General features: G+C 47.7%; 25 protein-coding genes. 11 read left to right on the plus strand and 14 right to left on the minus strand.

Annotated elements, in window-relative coordinates:
* The first annotated feature begins 64 nt into the window (after positions 1 to 64).
* The 3 genes from treC to BGM27_RS14970 all read left to right on the plus strand — a co-directional run bounded on the left by treC (position 65) and on the right by BGM27_RS14970 (position 3,286).
* Positions 65 to 1,750 (plus strand): alpha,alpha-phosphotrehalase, encoded by a 1,686-nt coding sequence (treC, locus tag BGM27_RS14960; protein ID WP_007408498.1) that lies wholly within the window; start codon positions 65 to 67, stop codon positions 1,748 to 1,750.
* A gap of 21 nt (positions 1,751 to 1,771) precedes the next feature.
* A complete protein-coding gene (gene treR / locus BGM27_RS14965) occupies positions 1,772 to 2,488 on the plus strand; it encodes a trehalose operon repressor (RefSeq protein WP_007408499.1) in 717 nt (238 codons plus the stop codon).
* A gap of 132 nt (positions 2,489 to 2,620) precedes the next feature.
* Positions 2,621 to 3,286, plus strand: coding sequence for an NAD(P)H-dependent oxidoreductase (locus tag BGM27_RS14970; protein WP_003155588.1), 666 nt, complete (start codon positions 2,621 to 2,623; stop codon positions 3,284 to 3,286).
* A gap of 35 nt (positions 3,287 to 3,321) precedes the next feature.
* Here the strand turns inward: BGM27_RS14970 and BGM27_RS14975 are convergent, their stop codons facing one another.
* The 3 genes from BGM27_RS14975 to BGM27_RS14985 form a co-directional block, all read right to left on the minus strand.
* Positions 3,322 to 4,083: a YibE/F family protein gene (locus BGM27_RS14975; RefSeq protein ID WP_007408500.1), complete on the minus strand. Its 762-nt coding sequence runs from the start codon at positions 4,081 to 4,083 to the stop codon at positions 3,322 to 3,324.
* Positions 4,080 to 5,219, minus strand: a complete 1,140-nt coding sequence (locus BGM27_RS14980; RefSeq protein WP_007408501.1) for a YibE/F family protein — start codon at positions 5,217 to 5,219, stop codon at positions 4,080 to 4,082. The genes BGM27_RS14975 and BGM27_RS14980 overlap by 4 nt, the downstream gene beginning before the upstream one ends.
* 209 nt (positions 5,220 to 5,428) lie before the next feature.
* A complete protein-coding gene (locus tag BGM27_RS14985; protein WP_020953941.1) occupies positions 5,429 to 9,721 on the minus strand; it encodes a multifunctional 2',3'-cyclic-nucleotide 2'-phosphodiesterase/3'-nucleotidase/5'-nucleotidase in 4,293 nt (1,430 codons plus the stop codon).
* Between the two features lie 220 nt (positions 9,722 to 9,941).
* Between BGM27_RS14985 and BGM27_RS14990 the strand changes: the two genes are divergently transcribed.
* Complete coding sequence (locus BGM27_RS14990) at positions 9,942 to 10,457, plus strand: type 1 glutamine amidotransferase domain-containing protein (protein ID WP_003155578.1); 516 nt, start codon at positions 9,942 to 9,944, stop codon at positions 10,455 to 10,457.
* Between the two features lie 20 nt (positions 10,458 to 10,477).
* Here the strand turns inward: BGM27_RS14990 and BGM27_RS14995 are convergent, their stop codons facing one another.
* From BGM27_RS14995 to BGM27_RS15015, 5 genes are all read right to left on the minus strand, one after another.
* A complete protein-coding gene (locus BGM27_RS14995) occupies positions 10,478 to 11,509 on the minus strand; it encodes a LacI family DNA-binding transcriptional regulator (protein WP_007408503.1) in 1,032 nt (343 codons plus the stop codon).
* Between the two features lie 136 nt (positions 11,510 to 11,645).
* Complete coding sequence (locus BGM27_RS15000) at positions 11,646 to 12,530, minus strand: shikimate dehydrogenase (RefSeq protein ID WP_007408504.1); 885 nt, start codon at positions 12,528 to 12,530, stop codon at positions 11,646 to 11,648.
* A 65-nt stretch (positions 12,531 to 12,595) separates the two neighbouring features.
* A complete protein-coding gene (aroD, locus tag BGM27_RS15005) occupies positions 12,596 to 13,357 on the minus strand; it encodes a type I 3-dehydroquinate dehydratase (RefSeq protein ID WP_007408505.1) in 762 nt (253 codons plus the stop codon).
* Between the two features lie 26 nt (positions 13,358 to 13,383).
* On the minus strand, positions 13,384 to 14,577 hold the full coding sequence (locus BGM27_RS15010) for an MFS transporter (protein WP_007408506.1): 1,194 nt from the start codon (positions 14,575 to 14,577) through the stop codon (positions 13,384 to 13,386).
* A gap of 337 nt (positions 14,578 to 14,914) precedes the next feature.
* Positions 14,915 to 15,130 carry a DUF1128 domain-containing protein gene (locus BGM27_RS15015; RefSeq protein ID WP_003155571.1) on the minus strand — a complete coding sequence of 72 codons (216 nt, stop codon included), beginning with the start codon at positions 15,128 to 15,130 and terminating at the stop codon, positions 14,915 to 14,917.
* Between the two features lie 155 nt (positions 15,131 to 15,285).
* Here BGM27_RS15015 and BGM27_RS15020 point away from each other — a divergent pair, with 155 nt between their 5' ends.
* From BGM27_RS15020 to BGM27_RS15030, 3 genes are read left to right on the plus strand one after another with little or no spacing between them, the layout of a single operon-like run.
* Positions 15,286 to 15,759 (plus strand): low molecular weight protein-tyrosine-phosphatase, encoded by a 474-nt coding sequence (locus BGM27_RS15020; RefSeq protein ID WP_007408507.1) that lies wholly within the window; start codon positions 15,286 to 15,288, stop codon positions 15,757 to 15,759.
* Between the two features lie 13 nt (positions 15,760 to 15,772).
* Positions 15,773 to 16,099: a hypothetical protein gene (locus BGM27_RS15025; protein WP_007408508.1), complete on the plus strand. Its 327-nt coding sequence runs from the start codon at positions 15,773 to 15,775 to the stop codon at positions 16,097 to 16,099.
* 11 nt (positions 16,100 to 16,110) lie between these two features.
* Complete coding sequence (locus BGM27_RS15030) at positions 16,111 to 16,950, plus strand: YihY family inner membrane protein (protein WP_007408509.1); 840 nt, start codon at positions 16,111 to 16,113, stop codon at positions 16,948 to 16,950.
* A gap of 185 nt (positions 16,951 to 17,135) precedes the next feature.
* Here the strand turns inward: BGM27_RS15030 and BGM27_RS15035 are convergent, their stop codons facing one another.
* The gene (locus tag BGM27_RS15035) at positions 17,136 to 18,314 is read right to left on the minus strand and encodes an MFS transporter (protein WP_007408510.1); all 1,179 of its coding nucleotides are present in this window, start codon (positions 18,312 to 18,314) and stop codon (positions 17,136 to 17,138) included.
* Positions 18,315 to 18,473: 159 nt separating this feature from the next.
* On the opposite strand from BGM27_RS15035, the gene cax reads away from it, so the two are divergent.
* Both cax and BGM27_RS15045 read left to right on the plus strand, forming a co-directional pair.
* Positions 18,474 to 19,529 (plus strand): calcium/proton exchanger, encoded by a 1,056-nt coding sequence (gene cax / locus BGM27_RS15040; protein ID WP_007408511.1) that lies wholly within the window; start codon positions 18,474 to 18,476, stop codon positions 19,527 to 19,529.
* A gap of 70 nt (positions 19,530 to 19,599) precedes the next feature.
* Positions 19,600 to 20,394, plus strand: coding sequence for a YfkD famly protein (locus BGM27_RS15045; protein WP_023356782.1), 795 nt, complete (start codon positions 19,600 to 19,602; stop codon positions 20,392 to 20,394).
* A 28-nt stretch (positions 20,395 to 20,422) separates the two neighbouring features.
* On the opposite strand, the gene BGM27_RS15050 is transcribed toward BGM27_RS15045, so the two are convergent.
* Together BGM27_RS15050 and yfkAB are read right to left on the minus strand one after the other, a co-directional pair.
* A complete protein-coding gene (locus tag BGM27_RS15050; RefSeq protein ID WP_007408513.1) occupies positions 20,423 to 21,256 on the minus strand; it encodes a mechanosensitive ion channel family protein in 834 nt (277 codons plus the stop codon).
* 6 nt (positions 21,257 to 21,262) lie between these two features.
* Positions 21,263 to 22,384 carry a radical SAM/CxCxxxxC motif protein YfkAB gene (yfkAB, locus tag BGM27_RS15055; protein ID WP_007408514.1) on the minus strand — a complete coding sequence of 374 codons (1,122 nt, stop codon included), beginning with the start codon at positions 22,382 to 22,384 and terminating at the stop codon, positions 21,263 to 21,265.
* 146 nt (positions 22,385 to 22,530) lie between these two features.
* Here yfkAB and BGM27_RS15060 point away from each other — a divergent pair, with 146 nt between their 5' ends.
* Both BGM27_RS15060 and pdaA read left to right on the plus strand, forming a co-directional pair.
* Complete coding sequence (locus BGM27_RS15060; RefSeq protein ID WP_003155558.1) at positions 22,531 to 22,716, plus strand: SE1561 family protein; 186 nt, start codon at positions 22,531 to 22,533, stop codon at positions 22,714 to 22,716.
* 100 nt (positions 22,717 to 22,816) lie between these two features.
* Positions 22,817 to 23,608 carry a delta-lactam-biosynthetic de-N-acetylase gene (pdaA, locus tag BGM27_RS15065; RefSeq protein ID WP_007408515.1) on the plus strand — a complete coding sequence of 264 codons (792 nt, stop codon included), beginning with the start codon at positions 22,817 to 22,819 and terminating at the stop codon, positions 23,606 to 23,608.
* Positions 23,609 to 23,642: 34 nt separating this feature from the next.
* Here pdaA and BGM27_RS15070 read toward each other — a convergent pair whose 3' ends face one another.
* The 3 genes from BGM27_RS15070 to corA form a co-directional block, all read right to left on the minus strand.
* Positions 23,643 to 24,503: an NAD(P)-dependent oxidoreductase gene (locus BGM27_RS15070; protein WP_007408516.1), complete on the minus strand. Its 861-nt coding sequence runs from the start codon at positions 24,501 to 24,503 to the stop codon at positions 23,643 to 23,645.
* 50 nt (positions 24,504 to 24,553) lie between these two features.
* Positions 24,554 to 25,201 carry a hypothetical protein gene (locus BGM27_RS15075; protein WP_007408517.1) on the minus strand — a complete coding sequence of 216 codons (648 nt, stop codon included), beginning with the start codon at positions 25,199 to 25,201 and terminating at the stop codon, positions 24,554 to 24,556.
* A gap of 63 nt (positions 25,202 to 25,264) precedes the next feature.
* The gene (gene corA / locus BGM27_RS15080; protein WP_007408518.1) at positions 25,265 to 26,224 is read right to left on the minus strand and encodes a magnesium/cobalt transporter CorA; all 960 of its coding nucleotides are present in this window, start codon (positions 26,222 to 26,224) and stop codon (positions 25,265 to 25,267) included.
* Positions 26,225 to 26,274 lie beyond the last annotated feature (50 nt).

The raw sequence follows: 26,274 nt of genomic DNA on the forward strand, positions 1-26,274 counted from the left end.
GGCGCCTTCTATCAGGCTGTCCCTTTTCCCTTTCAATTCAAAACATTACAGGCGGTGAAGAAAAATGAAAACAGACAGCACACCATGGTGGAAAAAGGCAGCGGTATATCAAATTTATCCGAAGAGCTTTAATGATACGACGGGAAACGGGATCGGTGATCTGAACGGTATTATCGAGAAGCTTGATTATTTGCAGAAGCTTTTGATTGATGTCATTTGGCTTACGCCGATTTACGATTCGCCGCAGAATGACAACGGTTATGACATTCGCGATTACTGCACCGTTTATGAAGAGTACGGAACGATGGAGGATTTTGAACGCCTTCTCGATGAAGCGCACAAAAGAGGAATCAAGGTCGTTATGGATCTTGTCGTCAACCATACATCAGTCGAGCATCGGTGGTTCAAAGAAGCGGTCTCGTCACCCGACAGTCCGTATCGGGATTTTTACATTTGGAAAGACGGAAAGGAAGACGGCCGGGCGCCGAACAACTGGGAATCAAAATTCGGCGGTTCCGCTTGGGAGCTCGACCCGGCGTCAGGCCAGCACTATCTGCATTTATTTGATGTGTCGCAGGCCGATTTGAACTGGGAAAATGAAGAGATGAGAAAAGAGGTTTACGACATGATGCATTTTTGGTTCCGAAAAGGAATCGACGGTTTCCGGCTGGATGTGATCAACCTCATTTCTAAAGACCAATCGTTTCCTGATGCCGAGGATGGGCGTGACGGGCGCCCTTATTATACGGACGGGCCGCGCGTGCACGAATTTCTCCATGAGATGAACCGGGAAGTGTTTTCGAAATATGACAGCATGACGGTCGGTGAAATGTCCTCGACAACGGCTGACCACTGCATCCGGTACACAAACCCTGAGAATAAAGAACTCGATATGACTTTTAACTTTCACCATTTAAAAGTGGATTATCCGAATGGTGAAAAATGGGCGCTCGCTCCGTTTGATTTTCTGAAGCTGAAACGGATTTTAGCGTTTTGGCAGACGGAGATGCAAAAAGGCGGAGGCTGGAACGCATTATTCTGGTGCAACCATGACCAGCCGCGGGCCGTATCCAGATACGGAGACGACGGCGTATACCGGACGAAATCAGCCAAAATGCTGGCGGCGGCCATTCATATGATGCAGGGCACGCCTTACATTTATCAAGGTGAAGAGATCGGCATGGGCAATCCGAAATTCGATGACATCGGCTCATACCGCGATGTCGAATCATTGAATATTTACAAAAAGATGAAGGAAGAAGGCGTGCCCGAAAAAGACATTATCGCCATTTTAAAAGAGAAATCAAGAGACAATGCAAGAACCCCCATTCAGTGGAACAGCGGGCCGCACGGCGGTTTCACGACGGGCACGCCTTGGATTCCGGCGGCGGATGATTATCGGGACGTTAACGCGGAAGCGGCTTTGCGGGACCCGGATTCAATTTTCTACCATTATCAGAAGCTCATCATGCTCAGAAAGGAATATGACATCGTGACTGAAGGAACGTTTGAGCTGCTTGCTGAAGACGATCCGGCGGTTCTGGCGTACGTCAGACACGGCAAGGATGAAAAACTGCTGTGCATCAACAACTTCTACGGGAAAGAAGCGGACTTTACGGTTCCGTTTAAAGACACGGACGGCTGGCGGTTTACGGTGCTGCTGACGAATGATGAACCGAGGGAAGGGCGGCCGGAACGATTGACGCTCCGTCCGTATGAATCGATCGTTTATCATCTGACAAAAGCGTGATACACTAATCTGGGTGGTCAAATGAAAGTGAATAAATACATCACAATCTATAAAGATATGGTGCGGCAGATCGAAAGCGGCCAGCGGCAGGCTGAAGACGTTCTTCCGTCTGAAAATGATTTGTGCGATCAATACGGCACATCACGAGAAACCGTCCGCAAAGCGCTCAATATGCTGGCGCAAAACGGCTACATCCAGAAAATCAAAGGCAAAGGCTCCGTCATATTAGACAGAGAAAAAATGCGTTTTCCCGTCTCAGGCCTGATCAGCTTCAAAGAGCTTTCGGAAACGCTCGGAAAAGAGACGAGAACGACGGTTCACCGTCTCGGGCTGATCCTGCCTCCCTCAGAAGCCGCAAAAGAGCTTGGTACAGAAGCGGATGAAAAGGTGTGGGAAGTCGTCAGATCAAGACGGATTGACGGAGAACATATTATTTTGGACAAGGATTACTTTGTGAAAAAACATGTGCCTCTATTGACGAAGGCGATTTGTGAAGATTCGATCTATGAGTATCTCGAAGGAGAACTTGGCCTCTCCATCAGCTACGCGCAAAAGGAAATTGTCGTGGAGCCGGCGGGGGAGGAGGACCGGAAGTATTTGGATCTAGGCGGGTTCAGCCATATGGCGGTCGTGAAAAACCGCGTCTTTTTGGAGGATACCAGCCTCTTTCAGTACACGGAAAGCCGGCACAGGCTCGATAAATTCCGTTTCGTCGACTTTGCGAGAAGAGAAAAATAAAAACGGACTGCCGCGGCAGCCCGTTTTTTTGTCAGTATCAAAATGAATACTATCCCACAAAAATGTGCGTACTGGTACTTTCAAAAATAATGGCTACAATAGTACATAACGATTGAAAAGGAGAGATCATGAATGTCAGATAAAAAACAGCAGATCATCGAAGCGTATCAATTCAGACACGCCACAAAGGAATTTGATCCTGAGAAAAAAATTTCAGAAAGCGATTTTGAATTCATTTTAGAAACGGGAAGATTATCCCCAAGCTCACTCGGTTTGGAGCCTTGGAAATTTGTCGTCGTTCAAAATCCGGAGCTTCGTGAAAAACTCCGCGAGTTCACATGGGGCGCGCAAAAGCAGCTGCCGACCGCAAGCCATTTCGTACTTCTGCTTGCCCGGACGGCAAAGGATATCCGTTTTGACGCCGACTATGTCAAAAACCACTTGCGGGAAGTCAAAAAAATGCCGGAAGATATGTATGAAGGCTATATCAGCAAAACGGAAGACTTTCAGAAAAATGATTTCAATCTGCTTGAATCAGATCGCGCGCTGTTTGACTGGGCATCCAAACAGACATACATCGCTCTCGGCAATATGATGACAGCCGCTGCGCAGATCGGAATCGACTCCTGCCCTGTAGAAGGCTTCAACTACAAAGAAATTCACCGGATTCTTGAAGAAGAAGGGCTTCTGGAAAACGGAAGTTTCGACATCTCTGTTATGGCCGCATTCGGCTACCGTGTCAGAGAACCGCGCCCGAAAACAAGATCTGCCTCAAAAGACGTTGTAAAGTGGGTATAAGATAAAAAAAGCTGCCGGGCGTGTCCCGGCAGCTTTTAACGTTTATTTGGTTTTGCTAAAAAACAGGCGGTAATCCAGGACGTAACGGGAATGATGATGCCGATCCCGATTCCGGCACAAAGAATGGTGACGGCTTCCGCACTGAATACTTTTGAGTTCACTATTTTTTCAGCTGAGTATGATAAGTCTTTAAACCAGATAATTAAAGCCAAATAGCTGCCGAAAAAAGCAAAGAATAACGTATTCGTATTCGTTCCTAAAATATCTCTCCCGATGCTTAATCCGAATGTGTACAGATCTTTTCTGCTCATGGACGGATTATGACTGTAAATTTCCCGCATGGGTGAAGTAATGGAAATCGCGACATCGGTAATCGCCCCTATCGTGCCCATGATGATCATGGCTGCGGTAACCTTCACAAAATCCACCCCGACAAACAGTGTGAATATGCCGATATCACCCAATTCTTCTTCACCGAATCCCTGAATCGAAGTATGTTTTGTTACAGACATAATAAAAAACAGCAGCAGTACAATCGTCAGCATTGCGGAAATAAAGGCGGTTACGGTTTTGACGTTTCCTCCATTAATATAAAAAAGAGTAATGCTGCAAATCACGGCGGAAGAGAGCAATGTTAAAACAATCGGATTGATATGCGGGTCTGTCATGAAAATGATGGTGAGAAAGAGAACACCGAAATTTAAGAATAACGCAATAAAAGACCTCGCTCCTTTTTTTCCGCCGATGATGACCATCAATAGAAATAAAATCGCCGCGAGAATTACGATGACATTCATGAGCTTGCCTTCTTTCGTTTAATAAAAAAGATAGAAGCATACAGACTGGCGGGTATGGCTAATACGATTCCGATCCCTCCGGCCAATGCTCTGGCTATTTCCAAGGAAATGTTCATAGAAAGAGTGAATCCTATCGGGGAATCATTTTTCAAATACAAAAGCATCATCGGAATAGAGCCGCTTATATAAGCAAAAAACAGAATGTTGGTCATCGCCCCCATGATGTCTTTTCCGATCTCCATCCCGGAACGTCTGAGAGCTTGTAATGAGATACCCTTGTTTTCTTCATATAATCCGAAGACAGATGACGTCATGGTAATGGCCACATCCATGACCGCTCCCAGTGATCCGATAAATACCCCGGCCATGAACACCGTGTGATAAGGGCGGGTTAAATACTGCATTTCCTCATATCTGAGACCTTTCTCACCGGTTGCCAGCATCACCAGATACGTAATCAGCAGGGAAACGAAAGTGCCTGCGAGCGTCGCGGCAATGGCTGCGTATGTTTTCGCGTGAAAACCGCTGACAAGCAGCAATGAGATGACAGTAAAGATGAGAATACAGATACCGCAGATGAAAATTAACCCTATATTAGGATGCTTCCTGTACAAATCTAATGCAAACGACAGTAAAACGGCGTTAAACATCAGGCTGACGATCGAAAAGAAGCCTTGTTTTTTGCCGACGATAAGCAAGGTGAAGATGAAAACCCAAGCGATCAGCAAAAGCTGCTTATCCCGTTTTTTATCTATAATGCTTCCCGATATATCCTTGTTTGATGGTTTCCCTTTATCAATAGAAACGAATACTTCATCGCCAATCGAATATTTCTGATCATTCGCTCCGGATGATGAATACTGATTGGACAAATGAATGAGCTGTCCTTTCTGACTGCCGTTTTCAAGTCTGGCAGTGATCGTCTGATTGAAAATCTTATCTTTGTTTTTATGCATGTCCTGTACGTCAGACTGATGTTCCAATGTTGTTTTCGTCACTTTGGCAATCGGCCGCTCATAAAAAGAAGCGTTGTGAGTGACGAAAATGAGCGAGCTGATAAAACAGAGCGCTGTTATCACGTAAAACAGCTTTTTCTTGTAAGACATGCGGTTTCGTTTGTGTCCTGTTATCTTCAAAAAAAGTCCTCCAAACAGGCGGCGCCGTATGAAAGAGAGGCCCTGCCGTGAAGTGTTAAACGATGCGGATGTATGTCTTTCGCGAATAACGTTCATATTTTATCACTCGGCCGTACGGCTGTCGACTCAGAGGGGGACCGAGAGAAAAAGCTCCCCTGAAATCAGATCAGGAGAGCTTTTGGATGAACCGCCCGATAAAAGCGGTCTTTTTATGCTTCGTTCACTTTTTTTGCTTTTCTTCTTTGATGCAGATACAGTGCCGTTCCGAGCGCGCTGATGAGAAACCCGGCAAGAAGGATGGAATACATCGTTGTGGCCGTATCAGGAAGCAGGCCGCCCGGCGATACTCCGTCCTGTGCAGGGCCGGATGACGGTTTTTGTCCGCTTGGCTGCTTTCCGGAGCCGTGGTCTCCGCTTGTCGGCGGCGCGCTCTTCGTGTTTGCGTTTAATATGGTGTATTCACTGAAATGATTTGTATAGCCCGTGACGAGATCGTGTGAAACCGAACCGTTGTCTGTTTTTGTATAGACGTTCTTTTTCCGGTCTACATGGTAAATGCCCGGCTGTTTCGCCTTTTTCGTATTCTCAATGCGCAGGGTGAGCTTTACCGGCGCTTTGAATGTTTTGATGTCTTTGTTTTTCTGCTTCATTGTAAAGTCGTATACATTTGAAAGCGCCCCGCTTACTTTTCCTTTCGGCGTCACGCCGAATCGTGTATCAGCTGAAGCAGCGTTTGCCATCGGCATTTTCATGCTGAACTTGTCATGCAGGATCGTAAGGGAAGAATCCGATGTTCTGTCCTTTAACAGGCCGATTTGTTTTTTGGTCACGCTGAGATCAATCGGCTTTTTGGCGCCGTCATTCTTATCGTAATACACGATCGGCGTGTTGGCGTTTTTGGCATAAACGGCAAATGCGCTGTCATCTTCAAGCGTCCACGAACCGTTTTTTTGTTTCGTCGGCAGATACACTTCCTGCGCGCGGCCGTCAACTTTCGGTTCCACCGCTTTTCCCACTTTTTCAAGCTGCTCGGTGAAGACCTCATAGTCGACAAAGCCAAGGTCTTCTTTATGGGACGCTTCGTTAAAGACGGAATATCCGTCTCCGCCTTCACCGACAAAGTTACTGGTGGCGACTCTGTATGTCTTCTTATCAGAAATCGGCTTTACGCTGCCGTCATCCTGTACGGCCGCAGCTTGAAGAACGCGGTGTCCCGGCTTTTTATTCAGTGTAAACGTGTATGTTAAACCGGCAACTTGAGGGAAGGCGCCGCCTTGAGCCTCAATTCCGCTTAACCCTTGCTCCAAGGCTTGTTTGATCTGTTTTCCGGTTAAATCCGCGACGTAAAGCGTGTTGCCGAACGGCATCACATTCAGCACATCGCCGAGTGTGATGTCTCCTTTATCAATGCCCGCGCGGATGCCGCCCCCGTTTGTGATCGCGATTTGGGCGCCGGCCGCTTCCTTCGCTTTTTGCAGCATGCCGTCCGCGATGAAGTTTCCGAGATTGGTTTCTTTGGAGCGGACATGCTCGCGCTGGCCGTCAAGTGCGACCTTTGTTGAGCCGACTTTTTCATTTTTGACGGAGACGAGCTCTTTTTTAAACGGATCAAGCTCTTTTTTCAGATCCGGGTCTTCTTTCGTCTGCTCGTTCACTGGCAGCGCCTGAAGAGAGGATTGTTCCGGCAGGACGATGCCGTTTTTGTCAAATGCGACATCGACACGGCCTAAATATTCGCCATATTCTTTTGCCTGGGCGACGATGGTCGGCTCTTCGTTTTTGACAACTTCCATTTTATCTACAAGCGTATGCGTATGTCCGCCGACGATCAAGTCGATGCCTTTTACCTTTTTGGCAAGATCGAGATCACGCTGATGCCCGATATGGGTCAGGGCGATAATTTTATTGACATGTTCATTATTCTGTATTTCTTTTACTGTATCTTGTGCGGATTGGAAGGCATCATGAAAGACAATGCTTTTTCCCGGGCTTGATGTGACGGACGTATCTTCTGTCGTTAAGCCGAATACGGCGACTTTTTCTCCGTTTACATCAAGCAGAATGTATGGATAGATGCCTGCTTTTTTCTTTTTCCCTGCCGTAAATGTGTCTGCTTTTTTCATGAATGGTCTGAGTTTTGACTCTTTGGACACATCGACATTTGAGCTGACGAGCGGAAAGTCAGGCGCTTGAAAATTGTATTTTCCGGACGGGTCAGCCGCGCTTCCGTTCCCGCTCAGGAAGCTGGCGAGAGCACCCGGGCCTTTATCAAACTCATGATTTCCGAAAGTCATTGCGTCGTAACCCATGCTGTTCATCAATTTTAAATCAGCCAGCCCCTGCCACTTTGTGAAATAGAGATCGCCTGAGAAAACGTCTCCCGCATCCAGCAAAATGCTGCGGTCGGTTTCGCTTCTGATTTCTTTGATTTTCGTCATCCGCCTCGCCGCGTTATCAAGGTGGGCGTGCGTGTCGTTTGTATGCATAACGGTGAGTTTCCATGCGTCATCTTTCGGCGGATCTGTGCCCGGTTCATCATCTTTGAATTGGAGCTTGTACTGTCCGTAGCCCGCGTTTTGTGATTCACCGATATAGGCGACGTCATCTGCGCGGTCGGCAAACGGCTTTGCGGCCAAGGAAGATTCAAATGTCATGTTTGCCCCTTTGACCGGAAGGATGGACCAGTTATGATCAGCCTGCGGATTAATCGTTTTCTGCTGGATGATGTAATCCATTAAGACCTGCCTGTTCTCATCGGCAGAAGAGTATACGATTTTATCATTGCTTAAGTGAGGGAATCCTCCGCCGCCTGAAGCGCGGTAATTATTTGTGACGATCAGAAATTCCTGCTTGGCGCTGACGGGCTTTCCTTGATAAGAAAGGTTGACGATCCGGCTTGCATCGGGATGAATGACTGTTCCGTTTTCGTTGTATTTCGCCGGTTTTGTGACATCGACCTGATAGGTGACACCGTCAATGACATCAAAATTGTATGAGCGGTAGGCGTCATTTAAAAGCGCTTGGCTGCCGCCTTTTGCCTGATCGATCTGATTAAATTGCCCTGCGGACATTTCGAGCCAGTCCTTCACTTCGCTTCCGTTCAGCTTGACGATCTGAACCGTGTTGTCATACAGGTACAAATCGCCGATATTTTTGATGGCGAGGTCGCCAGCGGAAATGTTTGTATAGTAGTTTGAGCCGTTCCGCCCGCCGGCTTTAAACGGGGCGCCCGCCGAGAGGATAGGCAGATCTTTGTATTCCGTATCCTTCATCTTATTTTCGGCGTACCATTTTTGCGCATCCGTTACGATTTGAATGGACGGATCATCTTTGACTTGGGCGAAGAAACTGTTGATATCGGCTTTTGTCTGGCCGACGGGTTCTCTGATGTATTTCAATGTGCCTTCGTGCGCTTTTTTGACGGTATTGACGACGGTTTCGTTTTCCGACGTCACATTGCCGGCAATCGGCTCGATGCTGCCTTTTGCATCTTCCACATGCCACGCGCTGTCTGTTTTTTCAAGCCGGAGGTCGATGACGCCCGCATATTTGCCCCAGCTGCTTGACATGACAACGGGGATGCCGTTAATCGTGCCTTTATCGACGTCAAATTGATCAGCGCCTTTGTATTCGGCATCAGGGAAAAGCCCGTGCTGATGGCCGGATACGATCGCATCAATTCCGCTGACTTTCGTTGCCAGGTCAAAAACGGCGTTTTCCGCTCCGGAAGACTGCGCTTTTTTTTCGATGCCGCTGTGGGCGAGGGCGATGACGATATCGGCTCCTTCAGCTTTCATTTTCGGAACGGTTTTCTTTGCGGATTCCACAATGTCTTCGACCTGAACGCGGCCTTCGAGATTTTTCTTATCCCACGTCATGATTTGGGGAGGAACAAAGCCGATGTAGCCGACTTTTATCTGATGCTTGCCGCCGTTTTCATCCGTGACGGTTTTGTCTTTTATGACATAAGGCGTATAACGGTTTTCGCCGCTTAATGTTTTCACATTGGCGTTAACGATCGGATAATCAGCGCCTTTGATTGTCCCGTCCAGAAATTCAAGCCCGTAATTAAATTCATGATTGCCGAGTGTTCCTGCGTCATAATGCAGACTGTTCATCACTTCAATGATCGGATGGGTCTTTGCGCCTGAAATAATATCATTTTTCTCATATTTTACGGCGTATTCTCCGAGGGGATTCCCCTGAATCAGATCCCCGTTATCGACAAGCAGCGTATTCGGGTTTTCGCGCCTGTGCTTCTCAATAAGCTGAGCCGTTCTGGCCAGCCCGAATTCCGTTGTCGGTTTGTCGCTGTAGTAATCGTAGTCCATCATGTTAGCGTGAACGTCAGTTGTGGCTAAAATGCTGAGATTCACACTGGAGGATTTGTTTTCTTCTGCTTTAATGGGTGATGTTGGGAGGATTAGACTAAGTATCATAACTAGGGGCAGCAGAATACGGAGTGTCATATTGACGCTGCATCGTCTTTTCTGTATTCTCACCTGTTCTCCACCTTTCAACAAATTTTGTCATGCAGTACCATTGTAAGAATATTTTGTGAAAGTTCATATAGATTTCATGATGATTCTTGTAAAAAGATGAAAAATGAGGATAATGACCTATGTAAAACGGATGAGCGGCAAACGCGTTACCTATGTTTGATGTTAGTGTGGCTGGGGTACATGGTTTTATGTAGACTTCATCAAGCAGGAGGTAGTAACTATGGGTAAAAAAATTGCAGTTGTATTAACCGATTATTTTGAGGATGTCGAGTATACTGAACCTGCGAAAGCTTTTAAAGATGCGGGTCATGAATTAACCGTAATTGAACAGGAAAAAGGAAAAACAGTCAAAGGCAAACAAGGGGAAGCGGAAGTGAAAGTAGACGCGTCCATCGATGATGTAAATCCGAAAGACTTTGACGCATTGCTGATCCCGGGCGGATTCTCGCCTGATATGCTGCGTGCGGATGATCGTTTCGTCCAATTTGCCAAAGCGTTTATGGATGACAAAAAACCGGTGTTCGCCATTTGCCACGGACCTCAGCTTCTCATTAACGCGAAAGCATTGGACGGGCGCAAAGCGACAGGGTTTACATCAATCCGAATCGACATGGAAAACGCGGGCGCGAATGTTGTGGATGAAGAAGTCGTCGTCTGCCAGAACCAGCTGGTCACAAGCCGCACACCGGATGACATACCGGCATTCAACCGCGAATCATTAAAACTGCTTGCGTAATATAAAAGCGGAGCGCCGTATCAGGCGTTCCGCTTTTTTTGTGAAGATTCCCGGATAACCAGCTCAGGCGCCAGAATAATGCGTTGTTTTTTGTGCTGGGAATTGGTGATTTTATGATGCAGCAATTGAGCCGCTTCTTTTCCCGACTGCCGCGGAAAGGAAGAAACGGTTGTAAGCGGGGGATAAGAAATTTCAGCTTCCGGCACGTTATCAAAGCCGACAATGTCAATATCTTCGCCCGGAACGAGCCCGGCTTTTCTAATCCCTTGCATGACGCCGAACGCGACCAAATCACTGAAGCAGAAAATCGCGGTCGGGCGCTCAGACCGGCGGAGGAGCTCCGTCACGGCTTCACAGCCTGCTTCGCGGGTCGGCGCGCTGTCAATGACATAGTCATTTTTTACTTCCAGATCCGCTTCACGGAGCGCTTTTTTAAACCCTTTCATGCGCTTCGTCCATGTTGACGAGTGCTTCACGCCGCCCAGAAACGCAATCTCCTGATGGCCTTTCTCAATGAAATGACGCACTGCCTTATAGGTGCCTTCCTCATAATCGGCTCCGACAAAATCACAGTCGGCATCGGCAATCTCCCTGACGGCGAGCACGACCGGAATGTCAAGCTGCTCAAGGCGGGAAAGGGTTTCCTCAGCCGTACCTGAAACCGGACACAAAATCAATCCGCCGACCCTGTGCTCCAGCATGGTCGAGATCAGCTGCTCCTGCTTCGCGACGGAATCAAATGTCGTGCCTAACAGCACCGTTAATCCGACTTCCTCAAGCGTATTCTGAACGCCGATCAGAAACTCTGAGAAAAACGTATTGGAAATGTCAGTAATAATCAATCCTACCGTTGTGGACGTCTGTGATCGCAAATTCGCGGCGACCCGATCATATACGTACCCCAGCTCCCGCATGGATTGCAGCACTTTCTCACGGGTCGCTTCGGAAATTCGCGGGTTATTGCGGACGATTAATGAAGCGGTGGATGTTGAGACGCCGGCATGTTCAGCGACCTGCTGCAATGTCACCCGGCGTTTTTTTTGCTGTTTCATACGTCGCATTCCTCACTTGGTTTTTATTCGTTACATCCATTATAAGCGTTTTGGCGCATGAGAAGAAAGAGAGAGGGGGAGAAAATGACAAAGCGCCGGAAGACGGATTGTCCTTCGGCGCTTCTGTCACAATAGGTTATTCAAACATTTGCTCTTTAATATACTGAACCGGCATTTCACGGCCTGTCCAATATTCAAACGCCATGGCGCCCTGCCAAAGCATCATGCCGAGGCCGTTAATGGTGTTGCAGCCGGCCGCTTGAGCTTGTTCAAGCAATTTCGACGTAACGGGGTTGTAAACGACGTCTGTCACAATCAAATCCGGACGGAGCATGGATGTATCTTCAATGACGCTCAAGCCTTCAAGCGGTTTCATGCCGACACCCGTTCCGTTTGTGAAAATATCGCTTGAAGCGATTTCAGCACGCAGCGCATCTTGATCTTCGAGCGGGAAGACTTTCGCTTTGCAAGAAGATCCCTTCATTTCTTCATTGATGATGCGGACGTTTTCTTCCGCTTTTTCGAAAAACGCGTCATTGCGGGCGAAAATAGAGATTTCTCCGAGGCCTTCCAATGCGGATTGAATCGCTATCGGAGTGGCGGCCCCGCCGGAACCGACCAGCGTCATTTTTTTGCCCGTGATATCGATGCCGTGTTCTTTTAAGTTGCGGACGTATCCCATACCGTCAGTGGAGTGTCCGATCAGTCTGCCGTTTTCATTAACGACTGTATTCACCGCGCCGGTGAATTTCGCTGAATCCGCGAGTTCATCGAGGTAAGGGAGAATGTTCATCTTGTTCGGCATCGAGACATTGAAGCCTCTGACGTTTAAGGCGCGCATTCCCGTTACCACATCTTCCAGCTGTTCATTGCCGACTTCAAACGCGAGGTAAGCGTAGTTCAATCCTAATTTTTTAAACGCCAGGTTGTGCATCGCCGGGGATAAAGAGTGTCCGATCGGTGTCGCGAATAATCCGATAAGCTGAGTTTTTCCGTTAATCCGTCCTAAATCTTTCTTCATGATGTATTCCTCCGTTAGTCCATTCATTTGTTTTTCATCCCGCTTTGAGGGCAGAAAAACGCTGATTACATATGATTATTTAAAATGCTGAGTACGCTGCGCAATTCTTCAACGGGAATCTGTCCGGGCGCTGATGCTTCTTTGCCCGCTCCGAACGTGCACGCTGAACCGAAGACTTCGCCGGCCAGGCGGCTGATCAGACCTGTTCCCGCCATTGACATCGTGATGATCGGCCGGTCTGCGTATTGTGTTTTCATCGTGTGAGTGGCATCCAATAAGACGAAAACATCTTCAGTGCTTTGCGGCATCACCGCGATTTTCGGAATGTGCGCGCCGTACGCCTGCATGTTCCGCAGCCGAGAAATGATTTCTTCTTTTTTCGGTGTCTGATGAAAATCATGATTGGACATGACGACATATACGCCGTTGTCTTCAGCGGTTTTCACAATTGATTTGACTTCCGCTTCTCCCGTAAACAACTCAACGTCTGCAAGGTCAATGTGTTTTGTTTCGATGGCGGTTTTAAGCAATTCAATGTAAAAGCGGTCATCAATAACTTTATTTCCGCCTTCTTTATGAGTTCTGAATGTGAAAAGCAGCGGTGTTGCGCCTGCGGCTTTCCGCAGCTTTTCAAGCATGCCTTTTACGGCGTCCAGGCTGTCAACGTGCTCGTACACATCCGCCCGCCACTCAATGATATCCGGGCGAAGCCTGTTGACGGCTTCAATTTCTTCGAGCAGTTCTTTCTCTCCGGCCGCCATCAGCGGCACAATGATCTTCGGAAGCCCTTCGCCGATGACCGTGTTTCTGATCGTGATAGATTGCATGATAAATCCTCTCCCTTAAAAAATAGTCAGGCTTTCATCACTTGCTTAAAGCGGATTCCGATAAACAATGCGAGAAGGGCGCTGACGGCCGCAATTCCGATATCAAGCAGAAAAACAGGCGTCAGGCCGGCCGCTTTGGAGATCGCTCCCGTTACAAGCGGAATGACAATAAAAGATAAGCTTGATGCTATATTAACAAAAGATGTGATCGTACCTTTATTTTTAGGGAATAAAACAGCCATAACCGTCATCGCCAATTGCAGAATGCCCGCAGTTGAAAGTCCGATGACAAAGGAGCTGATGACTGATACGGCCGGCTGATGGATGAAAATCAGAGCAAGCAGCGCGATTGCCGCGATCACAGGGTACAGCACCATTACCGTAATCGGCTGAATCACTCTGTTTAACAGCACAGCCAGCAATAATACGGACACAAGCGCACCGATGCTGTAATAGCTCAGCAATTTGACAGCCTGCACCTCAGGCATGCCCAAAACGGTTTGCCCGAACTTAGGAAGCCATACTTGAACGAGCATAAACAGCGCCGTAGATGAAAAGCCTAACAGAATGATCGCAAGACCTTCGCGCCATATCGACGGCTGTGATGTGAACGCGTCATCAGACGGAGAGGCTTCCGTCCGGCCGCCGTCTTCTTTTTGCTTATGATTCGGAAACGGAACTTTTAACAGGAAAAAGCCGTTCAGGAAGAAAATAATGCCCGGTACGAAAAACGTCCAGCCGTAAAACAAATGCCTGTCCGCAATAAACGCGATGAAAAACGGAAGCACCGTCGCGCCGATGGATACAAACGCTTTGATTAACACGGTTGCAGAGCTTGCGTTTTTCGGAAATCCTTCAATAAGCGCCGGATATGTCCCGGAATCCAAAAAGGAATTGGCGATCCCGGCGAAAATGGCGAAGATAAACGCGGCCGTATAGTTTGTCGAAAGCGGAATTCCGATTAGGAAAATCAGATACAGAAAGGCGCCCGACACGATAAACGGCCGTCTCCCGAATGTATCCGAAAGCTTCCCGGCAAACAGAAGCGAAATCAGCTTCCCGATCCCGATGGCGGAGACCAAATAGCTGACCCCGGCTGCGGATGTATGAAGCTGTTTTGATAATGCCTCCATATTGGATGCGATAATAATATTGATCATGCCCAGCAGGAAATAATTAATATAAAGACCCGCTGCCATTTTGGTGTATATGTTTTTCATGATGACATCCCCTAATGCGGTTAATAAAGAATTAAATTAATTTTTAAATTAACAAAAGCACAGAACCATTCCCCTTTATTGAACCACTGCCTTTCTTTGAAAACTGGTTTGATAAAACGGTTGCAGATACAAAACTTGAATAACGCTGATATCACAACGAGTATATCGTTCTACTAAATAAAAAAAGATAAGCGGCCCGCTCATTTAGTATATCGTTCTACCAAGTTCACAGTTACTATACTCCTTCTTTTTATATGTGTCAAACCGATGAACTTTTATTTTTTACTTTTTTAAATCAAAAAAAGACCCGCCGTTTTTCGGCAGGTCTGACACGGGTTTATTTTCTGAGAGAGGCGAGCTCCTCGGCAATGGCCTGCATTTCACTCGGGCTGAATGATGCTTTTTTCATGACCATTTGATGAAGGTATGTAAGATCTTCTATTTTTTCATCACTGAAATCTTCCGCTCTAATGACGCCGACATTGAGCATGTTGAGCTTTTGCGAAATGTCTTCAATCATTTTGTTTAACGTTTCTGTTTGTTGGCTCGGCAAATTCATGCATCCTTTCATGACCGTTTTCGTACCCTTTATTCTAACAGAATTCATTTAGAATAAAAGCTTATTTCCACAGCGGCAGAAAAGTTGCTAAGATGATGATAAGGTTTTTGATCCTCAAAATGCGGGGAAAGAATAGGGAGGTTATCGATATGATACATGTGCTGTTTGTCTGTCTGGGAAATATTTGCCGGTCGCCTATGGCAGAGGCGGTATTTTCTGATATGGTGAAGAAAAACGGGCTGAACGGGCAGATTAACATTGATTCAGCGGGAATCGGCGCCTGGCATGCGGGAAATCCGCCGCATGAAGGGACAAAGGAGATCCTAAAGAAGAAAGGGATCAGCGTAAGCGGCATCACGGCGAGGCAGGTGCGTGAGTCTGATCTGACCGATTTTGATTACGTCATTGCGATGGATGCAGAAAATATCGGACATCTGCGCAGCATGGCCGGTTATAAAAAAGCGGCGCCGCGTATTGCAAGGCTGCTTGATTATGTACCGGAGTCGGACCTTGCGGACGTGCCCGATCCGTATTATACCGGGAATTTCAGCGAGGTGTACGCTTTGGTCGAGTCCGGGTGCCGTCATTTGCTGGAGACAATAAAGAAAGACCATCATTTATAAGGGGGATTGACCGATGAAGCAGATACGCATCATGGCAAAAGCGATTCTGATCGGCGCTGCCGCCGGCGGAGCACTGTCCTTATTACATAAGCCGACGAGAGAGGCATGTTTCCGGAACATGGACGCGTGCAGGCGGCGTGCGGCATTTTATCGAAAACATCCTGAAGCCCTGAAACAGCAGGCTTCTGCAAAACTTGATCAAGTGAAAATCATCGCCAATACCGTATCGGAAGATCTGAGTTTTTTAAACGGGCAGATCACCAAGCTGAAGCAGACGACGCCGCAGGTCATTGACCTGTTAAAAGAAACGAAGGAGCATTTTTCGAAAAACGATCATTGAGGTGGGATGTCATGAGTTTTATAAAGGAGCTGTTTGCAAGGTTTTCTCTCCATGAAGGACAAAGTAAATCGGCGGAGCTGGCGTATTTTTTCCTGCTGTCATTGTTTCCGTTGATGATTTTCATGCTGACGCTCACCGCCTATCTTCCCATATCGGCAGAAGACGTGCTCGGGGCGGTCGATCAATACGCGCCCGACAGTGCCATGTCTATGGTGAAATCCATAACGGAGCAAACGCTGAACAAGCGCAGCGGCGGGCTTTTGTCATTCGGGATTATCGCCGTCATCTGGTCGGCTTCGAATGGTATGAACGCGATTGTCAGAGCATTTAACCATGCCTACGAAGTCGAGGAAAACCGCTCATTTATCATCATTCGCCTGACCTCAATTTTTTTAACCATCGCGATGGTGGTTACGATTTTAATCGCATTGCTTCTGCCGGTGTTCGGCAGAGAAATCGGAATGCTTGCCGCAGATTTCATCGGCGCCTCCGGCCTGTTTTTGCAGGTGTGGTCGGTTGTCCGCTGGGGTATCAGTCCGCTTATCCTTTTAATCGTGTTTACCGCGCTTTACATTTTCGCGCCGAATAAAAGGCTTTCCCTCCGTTTTGTGCTGCCGGGAGCCGTATTTGCGGCAGCAGGCTGGATTATCGTCAGTATGCTGTTCTCATTTTACGTCGGCACCTTTGCCAACTACAGCGCCACATACGGGAGCATCGGGGGAATAATCGTCCTTATGATCTGGTTTTACCTTACGGGAACACTGCTGATTTTAGGAGGAGAAATCAACGCGCTTTTACATAAACGTAAAAAGCTTCCTGATGAAAATCCGTACCGCGGGAGCAAGCTATAGAGGAACGGAGACGTTCAAGCTGAAAAACGGAGGGGAATCGATTATGACCAAGCATACGAAAAAAGGCGGAAGCCATAATAAACAAAACTCCAAAAACGGCCCGAAGAATAAAACAAGCGGAAGCGCTAACGGGCAGAACGGATACCACTAGAAAGAAGCCGCCTGACTTAGATCAGGCGGCTTTTTTATGAGGCCGGAAAAGAATGGGATTCGGATGCGGGACTGTGCTTTGTTTTCCCGAAGACGAGCGCAAGCCAAATACAGACCAGAATCACCGTAATAAAGTAAAACAAATTGGCGTTTTCAAACCGCTGCATATACCAGCCGCCCGCCACCGGGCCGATCATGCTGCCGAGGCTGAAGGAAATGCCGCAGAGCAGATTGCCCGCCGGCAGCAGATGGGACGGCAGCAGGTCGCTCATATAGCTGATGCCGAGGGAAAACATACTGCCGACCGCCATTCCCGCCGTGAAAAAGCAGCAGCCGATGACAGAAGGCGACGGAAACAGTCCGGCCGTCAAAAAGCAAAGGGCACCCGTTAATAAGATGACGAGCAGGACACGTTTTCTCCCGAATCGATCGCTTAATAAACCGAGAGGGAACTGGAATACAATACTCCCGATGGCAAAAGCGGGCAATATCAGCGCGACGGCATCAACGGATATGCCTAAGCGCAGGGCGTACACGGGAAAGCTTCCGTTCAGCGCCGTTTCTAAAAAACCGTACCCGAAAGCCGGGAGAAAAGCGACCCAGCCGAAAAGAAGGGCGCGGTAAAACCGTTTTGCGCTGTTGTCCCCGGATGTTTCATCCGGACCTTGCGCCGGGTACTCGTTACGTAAGACAAATACAAACAGCCAGGCGGCAAGACTGATACAGCCGGATACGATAAACGGAAGGGACGGACTTGTTTTCACAAGAGGGACCATGAACGGGCCGACAGCGAATCCGAGCCCGAAGGACAGTCCGTACAGCGAAATGTTTCTTCCTCTGTTTCGGGGCGTTGACTTTGACGTCACCCACGTTTGGGTTGAAAAATGCAGCATATGATCCCCGATTCCGATAAGCAGCCGAAGAAAAAACCATAACCATATGGATTGAAGCCAAATAAAACTGAATAAGCTGATGATAACAAGAAATCCGCCCATGACCATCAGAGGTTTGAATCCGAGCTTGCGCAGCGGGGCCTCCATAAACGGCGACGCCAGAAGCACGCCGATATAAAGGCCGGTTGCGTGAAGTCCGTTTATAGCGGCTGATTCCCCGTTCGTTTCAAAAATGACGGAGATCACCGGCAGAAGCATGCCTTGGGAAAATCCGGAGATGGAAACAAGCAGAACCAAAATAAAGAAGTACAGTCGTGACATCGCGTATTTTCTCCTTCGTCAGTATCTTTCTTGATCGTACACGGATTTGTCGCGTCCGGCAACCTGAAAATGCCAATTCGGGCTGCCGCGGAAGTGTAATTGAGGGAGTTTTTGAGAAGAATATAAAAAGACTCATTCGAAAAAAGGAGCCAGGCAGATATGAATCGGATTTTTTTCTTTACGGCTGCGGCGGGAGTGCCGCTTTCAGTCATCGGCGGCCTGATGCACTGGCCGTCAGCGGTTTTGTTTATTATTTATTGCTTGACGATTATTGCGCTTGCAAGTTATATGGGGAGAGCGACTGAATCTCTTGCCATTATCGCGGGACCGCGGATCGGCGGTCTGCTGAATGCCACGTTCGGCAATGCGGTAGAGCTGATAATATCGCTTTTCGCCTTAAAAGAAGGGCTGACGGGCATCGTGCTTGCCTCACTGACCGGTTCGGTGCTCGGCAATCTTCTGCTCGTCGCGGGACTGTCGTTTTTTATCGGCGGTTTGAAATACAAGCGGCAGGAATTCAATATTCATGATGCCCGGCATAATTCAGGCCTGCTGATTTTTGCCATTATCGTTGCTTTTGTCATTCCCGAAGTGTTTTCCATGGATATGGGGGAAAAAAACAAGCTTGATTTGAGTGTCGGCATCAGCATCATCATGATCCTTTTGTACGTGGCAGCTCTTTATTTCAAGCTCGTCACCCACCGCGGTGTTTATCAGCCGAATCAGCCGGAGGCAAAGGAAGAAGAGGAGCAGCCTGAGTGGTCGGGGAAAAGAGCGACAGCCGTCTTATTTATTTCAACCATTATCGTCGCCTACATATCTGAAAATCTTGTCCATACGTTTCATGCGGTGGCTGAACAGTTCGGCTGGAGCGAGCTGTTTATCGGGGTGATTATCGTCGCAATCGTCGGAAATGCCGCAGAGCATGCGTCGGCGATTATTATGGCGTACAAAGACAAGATGGATGTCGCCGTTGAAATCGCGGTAGGCTCGACTTTGCAGATCGCCATGTTTGTGGCTCCGGTTCTTGTGATCTGTTCCATCTTTTTTCCGGTCAATATGCCGCTTGTATTCACATTGCCCGAGCTTGTCGCGATGATCTCATCCGTCCTTTTGATGACGATGATTTCAAATGACGGTGATTCGAACTGGTTTGAGGGGGCTACGCTCCTTGCCGCTTATGTCATTATGGCGATCGGTTTTTTCCTGCTTTAACCTGTAAAAAATGCGGATAACAACGTTTGCGGAGGAAAAGACTAAAGGAAAATGCTATAGAAAGAGTGATATGATGAGAAAGCTGTTTCATGCCACACTGATTCTGCTGTTATCCTTTAGTTTTTTCGCAACGCCGTCTGCCGCTGCAAAGAAACCGTTTAAAGTTCCCAACTCTGTCGTAAGCATTTCAAAGGAAAATACGTATCCGAATGCTTCACAGGACCAGCCGATGCTTCAGCCGAGCAAACTGGCAAAGGAATTGTTAGATACATCCGAGATCAACATCGAAAATCCGCATCTGATAAAGATGCTGAATGAATCCTCGGTTTCCGGTTCACCGCTTGCCATCGGATACCGGGCGACAATATTTCTCGGGAAATGGGCGCTCGGCTATCAATCGAACGAAACCGTCGCCAACTGGGAATATAAAAAAATCAATACGAACAGAGCGGATAACCGGGGCGGGCAGCAAACCGCGGTTATCTCATACGCCCAAGAACAGCAATACAAAATCAAAGGCGGGCTCACAGCGAAGGTGCCGAACGCAGAAGACGTAAAAAGCATGATGATGCAAAAAGCGATGAAGAAAACAAAACTGCCGCTCGCGTTTGAAACGGTTATCGGCGCAGGCACAAAACGCGATCAAACCTACAAAATTTCTCCGCAGCGGCTCGGCTACCTGCACGCCTACGCTCCGGCCGTTAATGAAAAAGGAAAAGTAACATACGGTGAAGTGTATTTGGTGCTGAAAGGCAGCAAGCGGAAACTTGTCGTCAAAAATGTGACTTCGCAAGGAATCGGGGCTTGGATTCCGGTGCAGGATCACGTCACATTCGGTTTTCAAATGACAGCGCAGCCGAGATAAATAAAAAAAGCTGATTCCGGTTCGGGAATCAGCTTTTTTGTGTGTGATACATTTCCTCGAGCAATTGCACATTGTTGTTGTACAGCTCCCGGGCAAGAACGCGTCTCACCGCAAGGCTCGCCGAGAAGTATTCTGTGTCTTGAACCATGCCTTTCACTGTAAATTCAATGCCTCTGGTTAATTTGTTCAGACTCATAATTCCATGCACTTGAAACGGCTCCGTCGCATTGAGAAATTCATCCCGCTTCAGTGAATCGCGAAGCTCATCATTGAGCATGTCGCAGGCTTTTTCTAACACGGCGTATACCCGCTCGGGATCTTCCTTGTAACTGATCACGACGGACTCGGTAATCCGCATAAAATCAATGTTATAGTTTTGAAGCTGTCTGACCTCACCGTTAGATATGGTAAGCAGCTTGCCGGTCCACTCACGGATCTGGAGGGAACGGAGTCCGATTTCTTCGACTGTGCCGTTGAACAGATTGTTAATCGTCACGTAATCACCTTTATGAAGCTGGCGTTCGTATATTAAAAAGACACCGGCCAATATGTCCTTGATTAACGACTGGGCGCCGAAACCGATGACGATACCGGCAACACCCGCCCCGGCTAAAATTCGGCCGAAATCATGAACGAATAAAGAAATGACGTAAAAGATAAAACCGATCGTCGCCGTATACTGGGTGATGGATCGGACGAGGCTTTCAATCGTTTTCCCTTTCCGTTCCTCCAAGAAATCCGTGCGTTTAAATAACACCTGGACAAAGCGGTTGATCAGAAAAACACCGGCGTAAAGCACGAGAGCGACGATGATGATCTCAACCACTTTGCTTTTCAAAATGTCCGTAATTGTCGTTTCCATCTTTTGTTAACCTCTGGCTTTTCGTAATGAAAAATCTGTGTCCTGATAATAACTGTTTTTGACAAGGACGTTCGGGCCGAGGCACCGGACGTTTGTGCAGCGGCAGTTCAGCTCTTTGCTCAGCTTCGTCTGTCTCCACTTGTCATATGCTTCGGGAAGGCTGTCTGTTTTAATATTGCCGAGCGGCGGTGTATCGCCGAAATCCGTGACAATGATATTTCCGTCAAAAATGTTGACATTCAGGCGGGAGCGGCCGTCAGGGTCGTTTCGCACCGTAACGTTTTTCGCTTCCCGCAAGCGGCGGAGGAGCTTCTGGTCTTCTTCATCAGGGCTGCATGCGTAAAACGGGAGCGTGCCGAACAGCATCCATGTCTCTTCATCGCGAATGTCGAGCAGATGATGAATGGCCTGTCTCATGTCCTTCAGGCTGAGTGATTCAAGCGCGCTGGCGAAATCACTCGGATACATCGGATGGACTTCGTGCCGCTGGCATTTCATTTCTTCGGTAATTTGCCGGTGAATATGTTCAATATGCGGCAGCGTCCGTTTGTTCAGCATCGTTTCCGCTGAAACCATTACGCCTGCTTCGACAAGCGTGCGGCTGTTTTCAATCATTTTGTCAAAATAGCGCGCCCGCTGTTCAAATGTCGGTTTCTTCTCCATCATCGCAAATCCGATGTCGGCAAAGTCCTCGACCGTTCCCCAGTTGTGAGAAATGTGAAGAACGTCCAAATAAGGAATAATCCGTTCGTAGCGCCCGATATCAAGCGTCAGGTTTGAATTGATCTGTGTGCGCACCCCGCGTTCATGCGCATATTTTAAAAGCGGGACGACGTATTCCTTTACCGATTTCAGCGAAAGCATCGGTTCGCCGCCCGTAATGCTGATAGAGCGTAACAGAGGAATTTCATCAAGCCGCTTTAATAAAAGGTCGATCGGCAGCGCATCCGGGTCTTTCGGCTGGAGCGTGTACCCGACGGCGCAGTGCTCGCATCTCATATTGCACAAAGTCGTTGTTGTGAATTCAACGTTCGTCAGTTTCATATCTCCATACTGGTCGACATCCATGTACGCTTCCCAAGGATCGTACTCCGGTGTGATCGGACGCAGTGTTGTGTTTTGTGTCATGACTATCTAACTCCTTTATAAATGGGGCATACTAACGTCTGCCAACTGTTAATTTTAGACCTGATCTGCCAAGATCGCAAGTAGCGGAACCATTGAAAAACGGCAAAAAATACGCTACCATTATAAAAAATGAATGGAGTGGAAGTATGGGGAATGCAGTAAACAGCAAAGATCAGCAGCTCGATTACCTGAAGAACAGACTCGATATGTTTATGAATGTCATTGATTCATTAGACCCTGAATCAACGGACGTTGAAGATATAGACCGGCTCATCGGCATGCTTGATGATCTGGAAGCAAAATACGAACGCTTTAAAAAGGATTGGGAATAAACCCCGGCGGATGCCGGGGTTTTTCTTTTTCCATAATGCGGCTGTATAAAAGGGCAGAGCCTACTGCAAAATAAGGAAAAATGCAGAAGGAGTGCTGGTCATGAAATGGTTTTGTTCAATTTGCTGCATGGCCGTTTTACTTGCGGGAGGCATCAACAGTGCAGAAGCCGTGCCGAATGAACGGATAAACTGGGGCTTTAAACGCAGCGTCAATCATCAGCCGCCGGATGCCGGCAGACAGCTGGACAATCTGGTCAAAAAATATGATGCCTTTTATTTGGGCAATACGAAAGAAAAGACCATCTATTTAACGTTTGATAACGGATATGAAAATGGGTACACCCCGAAAGTGCTTGATGTGTTAAAAAAACATCACGTCACGGGCACTTTTTTTGTCACGGGTCATTTTGTGAAAGAGCAGCCTGATTTGATTAAACGGATGTCAAAGGAAGGCCATATCATCGGCAATCATTCTTTTCATCATCCTGATCTGACGACAAAAACGGGCGATCAGATTCAAGACGAACTCGATTCCGTCACGGAAGCTGTGTACAACATTACCGGAAAGCGGGACAACCTGTATCTCCGTCCGCCGCGCGGCGTATTCAGCGAATATGTCCTCAAAGAAACGAAGCGCCTCGGCTACCAAACCGTTTTCTGGTCCGTCGCATTTGTCGACTGGAAGGTTAACGAGCAAAAAGGGAAACAATACGCCTATGATCACATGATAAAGCAGGCGCATCCCGGCGCGATCTACCTTCTCCACACCGTTTCAAAGGACAATTCAGAAGCTCTGGACGATGCGATTACCGATTTGAAAAAAGAAGGCTACACGTTTAAAAGCATTGATGACCTGATGTTTGAGAAAGAAATGAAGCTGCCGTGCCTGTAGAAAACACCTCTCCTGGTAATGGAGAGGTGTTTTGTTATTTCAGGCATTTAATCAAAGCGGCCCAATCCAGATCCCCGAAGCCTTGTGCGATCCCGCTTTCAAAATGGCTCTTGGCCAGTTCGGCAAGAGGGAGTTTTGCGGAAACGTGTTCTGCGGCGGCGAGCGCCAGATTGGTATCCTTCAGCCCTAAAGACATTTTGAAACCGGCCGGCTCAAATTTCTCCTCAGCCATGATCGTGCCGTAATTTTGATAGACGGGAGAGCCAAAGAGCGCGCCGGCGATTTCTAAAAATTGTTTTTGCTCTAACCCGTACTTCTCCATCATTAAGAACGATTCAGATAACGCCTCAAGCATGGACACCAGCAAGAAATTGACGCTGATTTTCGCGGCATTGGCCGTTTTTGTTTCTTCACCAGTGTCAAATACTTGCTGACTCAGGATGTTAAGCAGCGGTTCGGCCTTTTTCTTCGCTTCCGCCGGTCCGGCTGTGATGATGCGAAGCTCGGCCTTCTCGGCGGCATCGGGGCGGCCGAGGACGGGAGCGGCAATAAAGGACTGTCCTCTGCCCGAATGTGCGGCGGAAAGCTGTTCTGACAGCACCGTACTGATCGTGCTCATTGAAATATGAATGCCGTTTTCAGATAACCCGGCAATAATGCCGCAAGCTCCGAACGTTACATCTATTACGGCGTCATCGTCTGACAGCATGGACAGCACGATGTCCGCATGTTCAGCTGCCTGTCGGGGCGTTTCGGCATATTCTGCCCCTTTATCCAGCAGGTCAGCCGCTTTTTCTTTCGTCCGGTTATATACAGTCAGACTGTATCCGGCTTTCATAATATTTTCGGCGATGGGGCGGCCCATATTGCCGAGTCCGACGATGGCGATCTTCATTTGACAGTCCCTCCAATGAAAAGTTTTCCACCATTATACATGCAAAATGGTTAATCTGCTGTGTACAGGATTGCCACTTTCAGTTCAGGTTCTGAAGACCATCCGGAGTCTGAAGCGGATTTCCCCTTATAAAATCCGGTAAATCGGGTTTTGATGATTGTTTTTGTACGGGGTTTTACAGTGAATGTTTTTGATTTGAATGTGACGTCCTTTATGTTTTCTGATAAATCCGGGGTGACAGAAATGGTTTGTTCCCCTTTTCCGTAATGATTGATATAAAGCGTGCAGCTCATGCCCGCTCTTTTTCGCTCAACCAGATGACTGCATTCGCTGCGGTGCTTCACATATTCGACAGCCTCTTTTTCGGGCGCGAACTGTTTTAAGGAAAAAGCGGCATATTCGGTGGCAGGACTGATACCGGAAGCGGCCCCCATACTGAGAAAGATCAGAAACAGCCCCGCCGCGGGAAGCGTCCGCCTGAACGCGGCGGCACACCAGATTAACGCCGCAAAGTAAAGCACGACCCCGGGGATGACGGAGATATGGGCTCCATCTTCCGGCCAAGAGGAAAAGCCGAGTAACTCAAAGATGTAATCAGACACCGTACGGCCGTTATACAGCGGTGCAATGGACATGACACTGAAAGCCAGGAGGACAGAAGAAATGATTTTGTGAGAAAGGATGGTAACGGTGCACACCTCTTTACGTTTTTTTCCAGACTATCATGTTTTCTCAAAAAAAAGAACAGCCGGCAGCCGTTCTTACTTGAAAATATTAAACCAGCCTTTGCGGGCGAACCAAAACAGCATGGCGGCCACAAGAACGGCCATTACGCCCAAAACGATAAAATACCCGTATTTCCAATGAAGCTCAGGCATGTTATCGAAATTCATGCCGTAAACCCCTGCGATGAACGTCAGCGGGATAAAAATGGTCGAGACGATGGTTAATGTCATCATAATGGCGTTCATCCGGTTTGAATTCAGCGTCACATAGCTGTCCCGCAAATCTGACGTCATATCACGGTTTGACTCGATCAGCTCAGCCAGTTTTAACAGGTGGTCATAAATATCGCTGAAATACGCTTTCGTTTCACGGCTTTCTTTTACATGGTCAAGGCTCAAAATCCGGTACATTAAATCGCGCATCGGAATGATCGTCCGCCTCAGGTTCAAAAGATCAGTCCGCAATTCAAACACTTCATTCATTAAAGTGCCGTAAGATTTATGGGTTCTGCTGTCTTCAATTTCATTCAGCCGGTCTTCAATTTTGTACAGCACGGGGAAATATTCATCGACAAGCTGATCCATAATCATATAAGTGATGTGCCCGGGCCCTTTTTTGGCTAATCCCGGAGAAGCGAAAAACCGTTCTCTCACCTTTGAGACGCCGGGCGATTCGTGCAAATGGAAGCTGACGATGAAACGGTCGGACTGAAAAATGTCCACCTCTTCCATTTCCAGTGTGTCCGGGTTCAGAGCGTGGAGCACATAAAAACGGTAGCCGTCATAATGGTCGATTTTCGGCCGCTGCATATGCTGAAAGCAATCCTCGATCGCAAGCGGATGAAAGTGAAAATAATCACGCAGCAGCTCGGTTTCATGCATCTCAGCGCCGAAAAAATCAATCCAGTACCATGCGATGTCCGGTTGTTCTGTACGTGATAGGGGGATATTATCTAATATCTCATTATGTGTTGTGATTGCGGTTATATGTATCATAAACAACCCTCCGCCTGCCATTATATCATGCGGCGTTATGAAGAAAAGTA

The sequence above is a fragment of the Bacillus sp. FJAT-27001 genome (genome assembly GCF_019039175.1).
Lineage (GTDB): Bacteria > Bacillota > Bacilli > Bacillales > Bacillaceae > Bacillus > Bacillus velezensis.

What these genes read in the sequence shown, in the direction of transcription:
- BGM27_RS15000 (WP_007408504.1), bottom strand. Translation starts at nt 12,530, where the DNA reads ATGAAGAAAGATTTAGGACGGATTAACGGAAAAACTCAGCTTATCGGA.
- treC (WP_007408498.1), top strand. Translation starts at nt 65, where the DNA reads ATGAAAACAGACAGCACACCATGGTGGAAAAAGGCAGCGGTATATCAA.
- BGM27_RS15050 (WP_007408513.1), bottom strand. Translation starts at nt 21,256, where the DNA reads ATGGAAACGACAATTACGGACATTTTGAAAAGCAAAGTGGTTGAGATC.
- cax (WP_007408511.1), top strand. Translation starts at nt 18,474, where the DNA reads ATGAATCGGATTTTTTTCTTTACGGCTGCGGCGGGAGTGCCGCTTTCA.
- BGM27_RS15045 (WP_023356782.1), top strand. Translation starts at nt 19,600, where the DNA reads ATGATGAGAAAGCTGTTTCATGCCACACTGATTCTGCTGTTATCCTTT.
- BGM27_RS15030 (WP_007408509.1), top strand. Translation starts at nt 16,111, where the DNA reads ATGAGTTTTATAAAGGAGCTGTTTGCAAGGTTTTCTCTCCATGAAGGA.
- BGM27_RS15060 (WP_003155558.1), top strand. Translation starts at nt 22,531, where the DNA reads ATGGGGAATGCAGTAAACAGCAAAGATCAGCAGCTCGATTACCTGAAG.
- BGM27_RS15025 (WP_007408508.1), top strand. Translation starts at nt 15,773, where the DNA reads ATGAAGCAGATACGCATCATGGCAAAAGCGATTCTGATCGGCGCTGCC.
- aroD (WP_007408505.1), bottom strand. Translation starts at nt 13,357, where the DNA reads ATGCAATCTATCACGATCAGAAACACGGTCATCGGCGAAGGGCTTCCG.
- treR (WP_007408499.1), top strand. Translation starts at nt 1,772, where the DNA reads ATGAAAGTGAATAAATACATCACAATCTATAAAGATATGGTGCGGCAG.
- BGM27_RS15070 (WP_007408516.1), bottom strand. Translation starts at nt 24,503, where the DNA reads ATGAAGATCGCCATCGTCGGACTCGGCAATATGGGCCGCCCCATCGCC.
- BGM27_RS14990 (WP_003155578.1), top strand. Translation starts at nt 9,942, where the DNA reads ATGGGTAAAAAAATTGCAGTTGTATTAACCGATTATTTTGAGGATGTC.
- BGM27_RS14970 (WP_003155588.1), top strand. Translation starts at nt 2,621, where the DNA reads ATGTCAGATAAAAAACAGCAGATCATCGAAGCGTATCAATTCAGACAC.
- BGM27_RS14975 (WP_007408500.1), bottom strand. Translation starts at nt 4,083, where the DNA reads ATGAATGTCATCGTAATTCTCGCGGCGATTTTATTTCTATTGATGGTC.
- yfkAB (WP_007408514.1), bottom strand. Translation starts at nt 22,384, where the DNA reads ATGACACAAAACACAACACTGCGTCCGATCACACCGGAGTACGATCCT.
- corA (WP_007408518.1), bottom strand. Translation starts at nt 26,224, where the DNA reads ATGATACATATAACCGCAATCACAACACATAATGAGATATTAGATAAT.
- BGM27_RS14995 (WP_007408503.1), bottom strand. Translation starts at nt 11,509, where the DNA reads ATGAAACAGCAAAAAAAACGCCGGGTGACATTGCAGCAGGTCGCTGAA.
- pdaA (WP_007408515.1), top strand. Translation starts at nt 22,817, where the DNA reads ATGAAATGGTTTTGTTCAATTTGCTGCATGGCCGTTTTACTTGCGGGA.
- BGM27_RS15035 (WP_007408510.1), bottom strand. Translation starts at nt 18,314, where the DNA reads ATGTCACGACTGTACTTCTTTATTTTGGTTCTGCTTGTTTCCATCTCC.
- BGM27_RS15020 (WP_007408507.1), top strand. Translation starts at nt 15,286, where the DNA reads ATGATACATGTGCTGTTTGTCTGTCTGGGAAATATTTGCCGGTCGCCT.
- BGM27_RS15010 (WP_007408506.1), bottom strand. Translation starts at nt 14,577, where the DNA reads ATGAAAAACATATACACCAAAATGGCAGCGGGTCTTTATATTAATTAT.